This is a genomic window from Marinifilum flexuosum (assembly GCF_003610555.1).
Lineage (GTDB): Bacteria > Bacteroidota > Bacteroidia > Bacteroidales > Marinifilaceae > Marinifilum > Marinifilum flexuosum.
On record NZ_RAPQ01000008.1, the window covers coordinates 1,476,196 to 1,491,556 of the forward strand.

Sequence of the window (15,361 nt, forward strand, 5' to 3'; positions counted from 1 at the left end):
TATTTTTTGTAAAATCAATAAGGAAATAAGTGTAATAGATAAAAATATTTTATGAATACCTAAAAAAATAGGTGTAATACTATAAAAAGTAGGTTTAAAAAATATAATTATATGTAAACAACCTAAAAATATATTTAAAAAACCAAAATAAATAATTAAAAAGCATATAAACATCTGTAAAATACACAAATATGAACTTGATTTATAGCATTAGTCCATATTTCTAGTCTGAATTATTTAGAGTTTAGATGACAGGAGGTAGATAACTATCAAAATAAAAAGAGCTTGCCGAATATCAACAAGCTCTACTACTACAATCTGATTAGCTATAGTTTATTTTACCAGCAGTTTTCCTTTGTAAATCTTTTCTCCTTGTAATTTAATGATATGAATGCCTGGTTTCAATTGCTCTCGATTAATGGTTACATTATTTCCTGTTATGTTTTCGATTATGCGTACTACTTTGCCACTGGCATCAACCACAATTAATCGGTACTTCTGGTTGCTTTGATTTGGAAATTCCAACTTGCTTTGATCCACCATAGGGTTAGGATAGATTCTTAAATCTTCAATCGCATTGTCTGCAATGTCGTCATCAATACCAACAGGCTGACCTCCTACATTTATGGCCGTTGTAATGGTTTGTGTGTCTTCTCCAACGGCATTTGCAACTGTAAGGCTAACGCTATAAGTTCCTTCTTGATTATAGCTGATGTTTGTTGGATTTTTCTCTGTTGAATTTGCGGGTGTTCCTCCTTCAAAATTCCAATTCCAACTGTTGATTCCATCACCAATCGATCGGCTTGTAAAATTGGTGGTTTCACCTGCTTGAAGTTGACTATTTTCGATTCCGATGAGAGCTTGTGGGGCAGAACCGCTAAAATCAATGTTGCCGGTAAAGGCGCCGTTGCCATGTGTTCCTATGGCAACAAAACCATCGCGTCGACTTTTAACCATTGCTGATATTGTTGTTCCAATTAAATTACCCGCTTCTTGAGTCCAAACAATTGGATTGGCATTTAAGTTATCGGTTTTGTAAAGACCGGTACTTGTTCCTGCAAAATAAAGGGTTGTGGTTGGTGTTGGCATAATAGATACTGAACGAACCGAAGGACCATCACCATCAGGATTTCCATTTTCTTCCAAATTACCACTAACTGCAGTCCAACTATCTCCTTTATCGGTAGAATGATAGATGCTTTCTATTTTGTAATTGGAGAATGCCACCATTACTTCATCAGCGTTTAAAGGATTTACCGCTATGGATATCACATTGCCCTCAGGCATATTGGAATCTGTAATATCTACTCTTTCTGCCTCGCTTGAATTGGCTTTGTCAATTCTATATACTTTTCCATTACTAGTTCCATAGTACAGCGTATTTGCAGGGTAGGTAGAAGTGGTAAGTGCACTAACTGTTCCAGTAACCTCCGAAATATCTAATTTCTCCCAATTTACTGTCGCTTTATCGTTGCTTAGCTTAGGAATTTCGAAGATGTTAAGATTTCTCCAAATAAATTGGCCTGCGGCGTAATACATTAGTTTGTGATTGTTGGCATCAATTACAAATGGATTAATGAATAATTGTCCTTCTGCTCCGTCAGGATCCACTCTTGTAAAGTAATAATTGTCTTCATCATATACATTGTCTTCTAGGTATGTTGTTCCATTTTGCGATGAGGAGATAATTGTATTGCCATTGTTGTTTATACTACAGAAACTTCCATCTCCCGATCCCCACCTTATCCAATCGGTTGTTGCATTTGCATTATCTGCAATCCATGTTCCATTGTCTTGAAATCCCGATATGAGGGTGGTTCTGTCAATATTGTCATGATCAATTGCAATGGTGTATGATTGTGTGGTTAAGTATCCATTGTTTAGCAATTCCCAGTCTACAGGTTTATTATTTTCAGGTGTATTTTCATTGTCATCTTCAATTCCAGAATCATTGGTCTGCATAAAGTTATTGGTAATGCTAACGCCGCCATCATGGCCACATAGCACGGTATTGTCATCAATAAAAGCTAATGCATGTAAATCAGCATGATGATTGTCGTATTGACTCACATCATTTTCTGTGGAATATCCACCAATCCAATAAGTGTTGGAATTGTTTGTGATGCCATCGCTGACAGGAGAAGCTTTTGTTGCAAATGCGTCATCAGAGCGAAACAGGTTAGTTCCACCAATGAATACAACATTCTCGTTGGTTGGCGATACTTTAATCACCATGTTGTAAGAATTTTGCGAATTATATCCATTTACTTCGCGATCACCTTCATCCCTATCAGGTAAATTTTGTGAACGATCGACCCAATTTGCGGGGCTTGGTTCACTAGAATCATAAGTTAATTTCCAAAAACTATGATCTTGAAATCCATCTCCGCTTGTTCGTGCTAGTATGTATACAATATCCTTGCTTGTATTGCTTGGTGCGTGTGCCAAAACAATCCTATCATAGGACGAAGGAAATCCTTCTGGGTTTATATTTTCCCAAGTAGTAGCTCCACTATCTTTTCGCCAGATACCTCCATTTTTATCACCTCCTGAACTAATGCTGGCATACTTAGTGCCATCAGGAGTACAAATTACATCGGTGTAAGCCGCATAATTAGGATCGGTAGAATTAAAAGATTCTATTTCGCGAGTCCATGTGCTACCTTGATTCTTCGAAATATAAATTGCACCATAAGTAGCAGCATATACATCTCCATTGTTAGGATCTACGCATATATTCCAGCAGATGTCGAAAAAACGATCAAAAGAAGCAAAAGTATTTTCGGCAGTACTAGGTAAAAGATCCCAGGTATCGCCATTATTTGTAGACTTAAATATTCCGTTTCCAGCGTAGAATGCTCCATCTTCGCTAGCGCTACCTAAATATTCTCCCGTAGTATAATACCAAATGTTTTGTGAACCACTTCTTGGATCCTGAGCAATGGCTGTAACGCTTGGGTGGTCATCCAAGTCTGTTGTTCTGATCCAAGAAACACCTCTGTCTGTTGATTTCCACATTCCTCCGGTAACTCCACCTGCCAATATTGTATTGCCAGATGGGTTGCTAATGTCAACTGCCAAAGCTCTTGTTCTACCTCCAACATTGCGAGGGCCACTTGTTTGATAGCTAACTTCATCTGCTTTTAAATTGTTTTGTAATTTTGATTTTGCAGAAAGAACATATCTTTTTTCCAGTAGTTTAATGTTGTTGGGAATTTTACCCGTAATAGGATTCTTAAGCTGATTGTATTCAAACTCTTGTCTTCTTATTGGATCATCAGAAAAGTTGTATTTCCCGGCTCTGCGATCAGCAATTTTAGATAGCTTGCTTTTGTTTACATTTCTGTTTGTAATATTTTGGAATGTTTTCTTGCTGATGACAATGTTTTGTACTTTTTCTTCCTTCTTCTTTTCTTTGTTTTCTGCAAATACAGTACAACTGAGTATAGAGATCGCTATAATAATTAACAAATTCTTCATTGTATACAGTGTTTATTCAGCACTCAAACAATTAGGTGCAGTTCAACTTTTTAATTTTAGTAGTACCCAGCAAAAGAGATTGTTTGCATTAGTGTGAGAGGAGAAGAAAAATACCTTTAATGTAAGAGTTCTTATTTGAGTTCAATAAGTTTTAGAGATGTATTATTATTCATACCGGTGACTTGTGAAATGACACAAGAAATGTTTTTTTGATTTTTAATTTCTTTTAAGTGTTCATCTGATATGTTCAATTCAATTTCTTGATTTACATGAAAAGAAATTGAGAATCCAGCTCCGTATCCATGAATTTTTACAATTTTAGCTTTTATGGAACTGCTATCAATAAATAATTCAATATCAGTAACTGATAAGTAACAAGTAGCTGGTGCTATTTGTTGATGAGTTTTGTCTTTTTTTTCAGGGTTGGACAAAGGAGAGGTTTTTTCTGAATTCGCAATAGGTTTAGAAGTATTGCATCCAGAAAGAAAGATTACAAATAAAAATATACAATATACGTTCTTCATAACTGATTTATTTGACTGATTCGATATAAGTTACAAAAAAGATTGCATTTTCGGGAATAGACAAATCTAAATGTTGATATGCTTGAAATTGAGAAGTTATAGTGCTTGGTGTGATTATTTAGTTAAATGGGGGAATGAGGTGGATTTAAATTTTGAATGAAAAAATGTAATTGTACAATATTTATACTGCTTATATATTCTTTGTTGAAATTTTATATATCCTGTATTGTTATTATATTTATTTCCTCTTTTTGAAAAAATAATTTAATACAGCTATATGGTATTGATGTTTAGTTAGATTTGAAACTTATTTAAATTACACCTATGAGAACTATAATTCTAAATATAATCTTGATAATGCTATTCTTTGGATGTGCAACGAAGAACAAATTAAGTGAAAAGCTTAATGAAAGTGACCAGATCACTTATCAGCATTTTGCTAAAGATAAGTTTGGAGAGGAAGTTGAGTTTACATTTAATTCTGACAAAAGTTATGTGATTTGTGAGAAATTAAACTCCAAATTACAATCTAATCCAAATCAGTTAAAAGAGTTTTTTGTATATGATATTATAAATGGACTTACCATTTATGAAGATAAGATTGCCAATGCAAAGATCGAATGGCATAACAAAACACAACTTCTAATTACCATGCAGAGAGGATATATAACAAATCCGAAAGATACAGGGAAATGGACTTATGTGTTTGATTTAATATCAAAGAAAAAAATAACTGAAACAGTGAAAGATAAGAAATAACTAATTAACCAATTAATTAACAAACCAAATCACTAATTAACTTTAAAAGTTTATGAAGAAATTTTATTATCTACTTGTGGGTGGACTAATTGTTTTATCGATGCTTGCGGTGACCAAGTACATTAAGCAGGATAAAAAACAATTCTCGAGTAATGATTTTACACCTAAAGAGTTTTGGCAAAATCAATTTCAGAAAAAAAAGGAAAAAAGAAAAGTAGGCTATAGTAAGGCGGATAAGCCTGATATGTATAGCAAGTACTTTAAGGCCATTACAACCCCAATTGGGCAGGCTAAGTCTGGTTACCAGATGAGTTATAGGGTTTTAGAACTGAATAAGGCTCGCGAAAATAGTCCGAAATTAAAAAGTGGGAAAGCTGCTTTGAATTTTGTATCTCGTGGACCTGCGAACGTTGGGGGACGTACTCGTGCAATTCTTATTGATCCGGATGATGCTGAAAAAGATCTTTGGTATGCCGGTAGTGCAACTGGAGGAATATGGAAAACAGAGGATGGTGCTGATACCTGGACAAACTTGTCAAGTGATCTAAGTAATTTGTCGGTAAATGCATTGGCCATGGCAAAATCGAACCATGATATTATTTATGCTGGTACAGGAGAAAGTTTTCCTGGTAGTGCCCAAAACCTGGGGAATGGTATTTGGAAATCAGTTAACCGAGGATTGAATTGGACCCAATTGGCAAGTACTGCTGTTGATGAAAAATTTGGATACATTAACAGATTATTTGTTGATCCTATTGATGAGAATATTGTGATAGCTGCCACTGAATCAGGTATTTTTAAATCTATTAACGGAGGATCAGATTGGACACAAGTATATAGTAGTGATGGAGGGGTAGAAGATTTAGCATTTTACCCAACTGCAAGTGATACTATTTTTGCAGGAGAAAACAAGAAAGGAATTCTGCGTACAATTAATGGAGGTGACACTTGGGAACTTTTCTCAAAAGGACTTTCAGCAGGTTCACGTTATGAGGTTGCAGTTTCGCCTGTGGATAGAAATTTTGTTTATGTTAGTGTTGATGTTTCTGATAAAGAGTCTCATGTGTTCTTATCTCAGGATAATGCCAATAATTGGACCAAGTTTAATGATGATCAAAATTTCCTGGGCGGACAAGGAGGCTATGACAACACGATAGAAGCTCATCCATTTATTGATAGTGTTGTTTTTGTGGCTGGTGTTGATATGTGGAAACTTGCCTTTAATAAAACTCCAACAGAACAGGAGAAAGCGGTGACTGCGGCATATACTGAGAATACCGATTTTCTATCATTTGTAGGTTTTGGTGGTAGTTATCTTAATGGAGGTTTAAGTACCGATGAAGGTACTGATGTTTTATCAACAGATTGGACTTCGGTAGAAATTAGATTCGGACCTGGATTAGGTCAGAAAGCCCATCGATTTACAGTCGCAAATCAAGGTACTTCAGGTGTACCTGCTTCAAGTTATACTTACCAAGACTATGTATATGTTCCTTTTGAGGTTTGGGATATTACAAATAATAAACAGTTGATGGTATCTTTCCGCGATCAAGAAAGTGATGGTAAGTTTAATCTTTATGCTCGAAATGGTGATAGTGATGCTTATGGCGATTTAGGGAGAGAGTATATTTACGTTAATGCAGTGGAATATAATGCAAACACTCCTGACGCTAATATTTCTAGCACTAAAAACCATCTTTACAAAGCACTTTATATGATATGGCCTGATTTGGCACAAGGAGCAACTTGGGAGCCAGATAATCTGCCAACATCGAAAATTGTGATCGAATATGGTGCTACAAAAGTTTTTGATGGGGAAAAAGTAAGTGTTGCTGATGCTTATGGAAATTATGGCGGATCAAATGGTTATGACCAAGGAGCTGGATTTGGAGATACAAAAATTCCAGGTTTGCATCCGGATCATCACAATATTACAATGATTCCAAAAGAAGGTGGAAATTTCTGGATTGTAAATGGTAATGATGGAGGAATTGGAGTTTCAAAAGATAAAGGTGTAACCTTTGAACAAAAGCCGAATAATTATATTACCACTCAATTTTATGGTGTTGCAAAAAATCCTAATGCCAATGAATATATAGGAGGAATGCAGGACAATGGAACATGGCAATCAAAAACTGGTGAAGATGCTTCTTCAACAACCAAATACTTTTTCCGTTTAGGAGGTGATGGTTTTGAATGTTTGTGGCATAGTGAGGATCCTAAAAAAATAATGGGAAGTATCTATTATAATGCCATCTATAGAACAGTTGATGGGGGTGAAAATTGGTCGTCAGTTACTGGCATCACCAAAGATGATGGTCCTTTCTTGACTAAATTATCTACTTCAAAAGGGAAGCCGGATGTTGTATTTGCCGTTGCAAAAAATGGCGTATATAAATCAACTGACTTTGGTGCAAGTTGGACTTTAAAAAATATTGAGAGTGCTTGGCAAGGAGTTACGAGTCAGCATAATGTTGAGGTGTCATTGGCTGATCCCAAAATTGTTTGGGGTGGTGCAGCTATGACTCAAAGTGGTAGTTATAAAATTTTTGTTTCTCAAGATGAGGGAGAGAATTTTTCAGGTGTAAATGCATATTCGGAGAGAAATATGGCAGCCTATATTAGTGGTATTACTACTCATCCACATGAAGCTTCCACTGCTTATTTGATGTTTTCTATTAGTAAGGCTCCAAAAATAATAAGAACAAAGGATCTTGGTCAAACTTGGGAAGATATTACAGGTTTTGGTGCATTTGGTACTGTTAGTGATAATGGTTTTCCAGATGTTGTAACGCATTGTCTATTGGTAATGCCGCATTCTCCAAAAACATTATGGGCTGGTACTGAAATTGGTATTTTTGAATCTACTGATGATGGAGTGTCCTGGCATATGCTAGAAGGAAATTTCCCTCCTGTTTCGGTTTATGATTTACAGATAGTTGGAAATCAGGTTGTAATTGCTACACATGGTAGAGGAATTTGGAGTGTTGATATTCCTGAGATAGATAATATACCGGTAATTTCAGATTTACGAGAAGTAAATGATAAGGTAATTAATCTAAATATGGATGTTAAGGTAGCTTATGATAGTTTAGAAATATATGTTAATAATAATTTGTATGAAAATATAAAAAGCCCTTCAGTAGGAGAGCAAGCTTTTGAGATAACTGTTCAAGAAACAGGATCTTATAAATCATATGTGCTAGCTTATATGGATGGAAGTGCTTTAAAATCAAATGAAAAGGAAGTTGATGTTAAGGATAAAATTCCTGTTGTTAATGATTTATTCTTGATAGGTGATAATAAGCTACTTTTAAAAGCTCAATTCCCGGTAGCATATGAGAAAGTAGAAGTTTATGTGAATGATGAGCTTTATGAGACAGCTGGTAATGGTCCGATTGGTGTTGCAAACTATGATATTGATTTTGAAGAATCAGGAAATTATGCTGCCTATGTGATCGGATATAAGTTTGATAATCCATACCAATCTAATACTTTGGAAGTAGATGTTATAGCAACTGGAATTGAAGATCCTCTTAAAGAAACAACCAAGGAGTTTAAAATGTATCCTAATCCTTGTAGAGGTGAATTTAAACTTGCATTGGGAAATGCAGCCAAAGAGTTTGCTGTGGAGATTTTTGATTTAGGAGGTAAGAAAGTACTTTCAAAGAAAGGCACTAATTCTGGAGAAAATACGATTAAAATCGAATCATTAAAAGCTGGTTTGTACATTGTGAGAGTTCAAGCTGGAAATGAAATTTATTCAGGTAAGATTCAGGTAATTCGATAGTATTTTAAGAGATATTATAATGATTTTAGCCTCAGGTAAACATTACCTGAGGCTTTTTTTATGGAATTTAGATAAAATTAGTATTTGGAGACACTTTCTTGCTGGATATAAAAAAAGCCACTGCAATTACAGTGGCTTTTTTATATTTTAAATGAGATTATTTATTTTCAATAATCCAGTTTTTAGCATTTACGAAGGCTTCAAACCATGGAGTCAATTCATCTTCCATGCGATTTTCATCGTAGTATGCCCAGTTCCATGGATAAGTAGCACGCTCTAAGTGAGGCATCATAGCTAAATGACGACCATCTTTCGATGAGATTGCTGCTGTTGCAAACGGCGAACCATTTGGATTAGCAGGATACTGATCGTAAGCATACTTCATAGGAATGTTGTACTCTTCTTCTCCGTATGGTAAATCGAACTTACCTTCACCGTGAGCAACCCAAATTCCTAATTTACTTCCTGCAAGAGAAGAAAGCATTACCGAGTTGTTTGCTGGTACTTCAACGCTAACAAATCCCGATTCGAATTTGTGAGAGTTGTTATGAAGCAGTTTTGGATGCTTTTCATGCTCTGGATAGATCAATCCTAGCTCAGAGATCAACTGACAGCCGTTACATACACCCAAACTTAAGGTATTAGGTCTGCTATAGAAGTTGTCAAGAGCAGCTTTTGCTTTTTCATTATAAAGGAATGCTCCAGCCCAACCTTTAGCCGATCCTAAAACGTCAGAGTTAGAGAAACCACCAACAAATACGATCATATTTACATCGCTAAGATCTTCGCGGCCAGAGATCAAATCTGTCATGTGAACATCTTTCACATCCATACCAGCCAAATGCATGATCCAAGCCATTTCTCTATCTCCATTCACACCCTTTTCACGGATGATAGCAGCTTTAACACCTGACAAGTCTTTTCTCTTAGGATCGATACCGTATTGAGTGAATTTACCAGTGAAGTTCTCAGGGAACTTGTATGTCAATTCATTCTTCTTATAGCTTTCGAATCTTTCCAATGCAAGATCTTTGCCTGATTGGTTACGATCCAATAAGTAAGAAGTCTTGAACCAAAGGTCACGTAAACTTGCAATATCTAAATTGAAAGATTGATCATTTTTAGCAATTGAAAGTTTTCCAGCTTCAGCAGGAGAACCAATAAAGTGGAAACGAAGACCATTATCAGCAAGAGTTTTGCTAACAGCATCCTTGTCCGCAACCTGGAAAATAACACCTGGATTCTCGCTGAAAAGTACTTTAATTAAATCTTTCTCTTCAATCGAGCTTAAGTCGATGTTCGCACCTAAATTGTTGTCAGCAAAACACATTTCCAATAAAGCAGTAATCATACCGCCGGCAGAAATATCGTGCCCAGCCAATACTTTTCCATCAAGGATCAATTGCTGTAATGTTTCAAATGCTTTTACAAAGTAATCAGCATCGGTAACATCAGGAGTTTGCTTGCCAAGTTTGTTAACGATTTGAGCAAAACTACTACCTCCCAGTTGGAAATCGTCTTTAGAGAAATCAAGATATACCAAGTGAGAGTTTGCATCATTTTTCATTACCGGAGAAATCATCTTTTTGATATCAATAATCTCACCTACAGTTGAAATGATTACAGTTCCCGGAGAGTATACAACATCATCTTGTCCATACTTTTGAGTCATGGAAAGTGAGTCCTTGCCAGTTGGAATGTTGATTCCCAAATTGATTGCAAAATCACTGATCGATTGAACAGCATTGTACAAACGAGCATCTTCGCCTTCGTTTTTACATGGCCACATCCAGTTTGCAGAAAGTGAAATTCCTTTCAAACCTTTCTCGATTGGAGCCCATACCATATTGGTTAATGATTCAGCTACCGACAAGCGGCTACCATTTTTAGAATCAACCAAAGCAGCTACAGGAGTGTGTCCAATAGAAGTCGCAATCCCTTTTTTACCCTGGAAGTCGATAGTAACTGCACCAAGGTTATTCAATGGCAATTGCAAAGGACCTGCACATTGTTGCATTGCAATTTTACCTGTTACCGAACGGTCAACTTTGTTTGTTAACCAATCCTTACAAGCTACTGCTTCTAATTGAAGAACATCCTCTAAATATTCTTCGAATTTGTTAATATCATATGAAACAGCTTCGAACCCTTCGTTAACTGTCTTGTCATTCATGATTGTTTTTGGAGGTTTACCAAACATTTCAGAAAGTCCAAGATCAATAGGGTTTTTACCTGTTTTCTTGTCTTCAAAAGTAAATCTCATATCACCAGTTGTTTCACCAATCTGATAGATAGGAGCTCTCTCTCTTTCAGCAATCTTAGTCAAAAGCTCAACATCTTTTTCCTTCATTACCAATCCCATTCTTTCCTGAGATTCGTTACCTACAATCTCTTTTGCAGATAGGGTAGGGTCACCAACGGGAAGGGCATTCAAGTCAATCTTTCCTCCGGTTTCCTCAACCAACTCCGAAAGACAATTCAAGTGTCCACCTGCACCATGGTCGTGGATAGAGATGATTGGATTCTCATCAGCCTCAGCCATTGCACGAATTGCATTACATACACGTTTTTGCATTTCAGGATTCGAACGCTGAACGGCATTCAATTCAATGGAGTTATCAAATTCTCCGGTTGCAACCGATGAAACGGCTCCACCACCCATTCCGATGCGGTAGTTATCTCCACCAAGAAGAACCACTTTATCACCTTTTTCAGGAACATCTTTTTGAGCTTGCTCCAAACGACCATATCCAATACCACCGGCTTGCATGATTACTTTGTCGTAACCATATTTCTTGTTGTTTTCGAAGTGTTCGAAGGTAAGAACAGAACCAACAATAAGAGGCTGTCCGAATTTGTTACCAAAGTCAGAAGCTCCATTTGATGCCTTAATAAGGATCTCTTCAGGAGTTTGATACAACCACTCTCTTGCTTCAGTTGCATTTTCCCAGTTACGAGATGCTTCCAAACGAGGATATGAGGTCATATAAACTGCAGTTCCAGCCATTGGAACTGAGGCTTTACCACCCGCAATTCTATCACGAATCTCACCACCAGTACCAGTTGCAGCACCATTAAATGGTTCTACCGTAGTAGGGAAGTTGTGAGTTTCTGCTTTAAGCGAGATTACAGTTTCAATATCCTTGGTATAGAAAAAATCTGCTTTGTCATGTGAGAAAGGAGCAAATTGCTCAGCTTTAGGTCCACCAAGGAAAGCACAATTGTCTTTGTATGCAGATACAATTCTGTTGTGGTTTTCTTTTGATGTCTTTTTAATTAATTGGAATAATGAAGATTCTTTTTCTTCTCCATCTATAATAAAGGTGCCATTAAAAATTTTATGGCGACAGTGTTCTGAGTTTACTTGAGAAAAACCGAATACCTCAGAATCTGTTAATTTTCTACCAATTTTTTCTGAAACATCATTCAAGTAAGAAATTTCATCAGCACTTAATGCTAAACCTTCTTGTTGATTGTATTCTTCAATATTATCAATGTAAACAATTGGCTCTGGTTGCTTGTTAATGGTATAAACTTCCTGATCCAGGCCTTTATACATCGACTGAAGCATAGGGTCAAAATCAGCTTTGTCGGAATCAACAAGTATGTATTGCTCTATTCTTAGCAAGCCGTCAATTCCCATGTTTTGAGTGATTTCCACAGCATTTGTACTCCAAGGAGTAATCATTTCTTTTCTTGGACCCACAAAAATTCCATCAAGCCTGTCTTGATCTAATTTTTCTGCATTACCAAACAGCCACGATAGCTTGTCAAGATCTAATCCATTCAATTGGTTTGTTGTCTGAACAACAAAGTGTACTTCGTCTTTTTTGAAGAATAAAATCATCTTAAAGTCAACTTATAAATTTATAAAACTGGTTGAATGTTGTTTCAAAGTGCAAATATAAATAAAAGACTTGCATTATTGTCTTTATTTATATGCTGATTTATTTGAATAATCAAGAATAATTTTCCGTATAGCTAGTAAATAAATATCGTAGGTGTTCTCGCCCAATATTTTGTCAAAATAGAACTGGAGTTTTAGCTCTTTAATATGCTGCAGAGATATGTTTTGTAATAGTAAAAATTTTGTCATTTAATTTGAAAAAAACATTTTCCTTTGGAGTGCAATTCAAAATGACGTTTAATTCTGCAAAGGTTTTCGAAAAAAATATATGAAATCGTTATCGTAATACTCGAATTAAAGTGTTATTTTATTGAAATTCAACAAGTAAATGGGTTTTTTGGCCGTAAATCAAGAATATGTTGAAGAACAACTTTAATAATGTTCAAGATCATTGACCAAAATTTTTTGATTAGATATTTTTGTCCAAAATAAATTTTTAAAAATTAACTAGTATGAAACCAACGCATATTGAACATATCGGTATCGCTGTAAAAAGCTTAGAAGAAGCAATTCCATTTTATGAAAAAGTATTGGGATTGGAGTGTTACGCAATTGAAGAAGTTGTTGATCAGAAGGTGAAGACTGCTTTTTTTAAAGTTGGAGACGTAAAGATCGAGTTGTTGGAGTCTACAGATCCTGAAGGACCAATCGGAAAATTTGTAGAGAAAACAGGAGGTGGTATGCACCACTTGGCTTTTGCTGTTGAAGACGTACAAGAAGCATTGAATGATGTTCAGGAAGCTGGTTGCCAAGTAATCGATAAAGCTCCTCGTGGCGGTGCTGAAGGTTTAAAGATTGGATTCTTACATCCAAAATCAACCATGAGAGTATTGACAGAGCTTTGTGGTGAAAAATAAAAACTCATAATTACATAAAAACTCAATAATTATAATATACTAATTAACGTGAGCTCGAAATAAATTTCTAAGGATGGAATTTTAGGTCGGACTCACGTTAAAATAATAACTCAATAAAAGTTATGGCTAGTCAGGATAAGATTAAAAAACTAATTGATTTAAGAGCAGAGGCTAAGCTTGGTGGAGGTGAGAAAAGAATCGAATCTCAACACAAGAAAGGCAAGTATACAGCTCGCGAAAGAATCGACATGCTTCTTGATGAAGGAAGTTTTGAGGAATTCGACATGTTCGTAAGTCACCGTTGTACTAACTTTGGTATGGAAAAAACCAAATTCTTAGGAGATGGTGTTGTTACAGGACAGGGTACAATCGATGGACGATTGGTATTTGTGTTCTCTCAGGATTTTACTGTATTTGGAGGTTCATTATCGGAAACCTTTGCGCAGAAGATTTGCAAGATCATGGATATGGCAATGAAAATGGGTGCACCAGTTATCGGATTGAACGATTCAGGTGGAGCTCGTATTCAGGAAGGTGTTACTGCTTTAGCAGGATATGCTGAAATCTTCGAAAGAAATATTCTTGCTTCTGGGGTTATTCCTCAAATTTCTGCAATTTTTGGTCCATGTGCAGGTGGTGCTGTTTATTCTCCAGCCTTGACTGACTTCATCATGATGACTGAAGAGAAATCATATATGTTCGTTACTGGTCCTAAGGTTGTAAAAACTGTAACAGGTGAAGATATTACTGTAGAGGATCTTGGTGGAGCTAAAATGCACGCTTCTAAATCAGGTGTTTCTCACTTCATGTTGGAAGATGAGGAAGAAGGTATTGCTATTATCCGTAAGTTGTTATCTTACATGCCTTCAAATAACTTGGAAGAAGCTCCAATCGTAGCGAGTAACGACCCTATTGATAGAATGGAGGACGTTCTTAATGAAATTATTCCTGACAATCCTAACATGCCTTACGATATGAAGGATGTTATTTATGCAATTGCTGACGATGCAGAATTCCTGGAAGTTCACCGTCACTATGCTAAGAATATCATCGTTGGTTTTACTCGTATGGGCGGAATGTCAGTAGGTGTGGTTGCTAATCAGCCAAACTTCCTTGCTGGTGTTCTTGATATTGAATCATCTAGAAAAGCGGCCAGATTTATCCGTTTCTGTGACTGTTTCAATATTCCAATTTTAACATTGGTTGATGTTCCTGGATTCCTACCTGGATCAGGACAAGAATTCGGTGGTATCATTACTCACGGTGCGAAATTAATGTTCGCTTATGGTGAAGCTACGGTACCAAAAGTAACTATTACTCTTAGAAAATCTTACGGTGGTGCTCACGATGTAATGTCTTCTAAGCAACTTCGTGGTGACTTGAACTACGCTTGGCCAACTGCTGAAATTGCAGTAATGGGTGCAAAAGGAGCGATTGAAGTACTTCACGGTAGAAAGCTTGCTGAACTGAACGATGATGATAAAGTGAAGTTCATTGAAGAAAAAGAAGTTGAGTACAACGAAGCATTTGCTAATCCTTACAATGCTGCTTCTTACGGTTACATTGATGATGTAATTGAACCAAGAAATACTCGTTTCCGTGTGATTCGCGCATTCCAGTCTCTACAGACCAAGAAGTTGGTGAATCCACCTAAGAAGCATTCTAATATTCCATTGTAAAAAATAGCACTATGATGATGAATTTATTATCTATAGGAAGTCAAGGAGGATGGACAGTAGCATTAGTGGGGTACTCAATTGTATTTGTAGCACTGGTACTTTTAGTTGTTGTTTTCACCAATTTGCCTAAACTTCTACAGCTTAATTTAAGAAAGAAGCTTGTAAAAGAAGGTAAACCTTGCGCAGAAGTTGATGATTTAACAGTTGAAGGAAATGTGAATGCAGCTATTGCAATGGCTTTGCATATGCACTTCAACCAATTGCACGATGAAGAAAGCAATATCATCACAATTAAAAAAGTTACTAAGAATTATTCTCCGTGGAGTTCTAAGATTTATGGAGTAAATAATCAACCAAGATAAAAA

8 protein-coding genes are annotated in these 15,361 nt (G+C 36.1%); 5 read left to right on the top strand and 3 right to left on the bottom strand.

From position 1 onward, the window contains the following. Positions 1-333: 333 nt before the first annotated feature. Positions 334-3,480 carry a PKD domain-containing protein gene (locus BXY64_RS06100; protein ID WP_120239021.1) on the bottom strand — a complete coding sequence of 1,049 codons (3,147 nt, stop codon included), beginning with the start codon at positions 3,478-3,480 and terminating at the stop codon, positions 334-336. 131 nt (positions 3,481-3,611) lie between these two features. Then, the gene (locus BXY64_RS06105; RefSeq protein ID WP_120239022.1) at positions 3,612-4,004 is read right to left on the bottom strand and encodes a hypothetical protein; all 393 of its coding nucleotides are present in this window, start codon (positions 4,002-4,004) and stop codon (positions 3,612-3,614) included. A 324-nt stretch (positions 4,005-4,328) separates the two neighbouring features. On the opposite strand from BXY64_RS06105, the gene BXY64_RS06110 reads away from it, so the two are divergent. Then, on the top strand, positions 4,329-4,763 hold the full coding sequence (locus tag BXY64_RS06110; protein ID WP_147375918.1) for a hypothetical protein: 435 nt from the start codon (positions 4,329-4,331) through the stop codon (positions 4,761-4,763). 52 nt (positions 4,764-4,815) lie between these two features. Next, positions 4,816-8,553, top strand: a complete 3,738-nt coding sequence (locus BXY64_RS06115) for a T9SS type A sorting domain-containing protein (RefSeq protein WP_120239024.1) — start codon at positions 4,816-4,818, stop codon at positions 8,551-8,553. 157 nt (positions 8,554-8,710) lie between these two features. Here the strand turns inward: BXY64_RS06115 and purL are convergent, their stop codons facing one another. Then, positions 8,711-12,400 (bottom strand): phosphoribosylformylglycinamidine synthase, encoded by a 3,690-nt coding sequence (gene purL / locus BXY64_RS06120; RefSeq protein WP_120239025.1) that lies wholly within the window; start codon positions 12,398-12,400, stop codon positions 8,711-8,713. Between the two features lie 512 nt (positions 12,401-12,912). Between purL and mce the strand changes: the two genes are divergently transcribed. The 3 genes from mce (at position 12,913) to BXY64_RS06135 (ending at position 15,358) form a co-directional block, all read left to right on the top strand. Continuing rightward, positions 12,913-13,317, top strand: coding sequence for a methylmalonyl-CoA epimerase (gene mce / locus BXY64_RS06125; protein WP_110361930.1), 405 nt, complete (start codon positions 12,913-12,915; stop codon positions 13,315-13,317). A gap of 122 nt (positions 13,318-13,439) precedes the next feature. Continuing rightward, on the top strand, positions 13,440-14,996 hold the full coding sequence (locus tag BXY64_RS06130) for an acyl-CoA carboxylase subunit beta (RefSeq protein ID WP_120239026.1): 1,557 nt from the start codon (positions 13,440-13,442) through the stop codon (positions 14,994-14,996). An 11-nt stretch (positions 14,997-15,007) separates the two neighbouring features. Continuing rightward, entirely contained in the window at positions 15,008-15,358 is a 351-nt protein-coding gene (locus BXY64_RS06135) for an OadG family transporter subunit (protein ID WP_245996603.1), read from the top strand. Positions 15,359-15,361 lie beyond the last annotated feature (3 nt).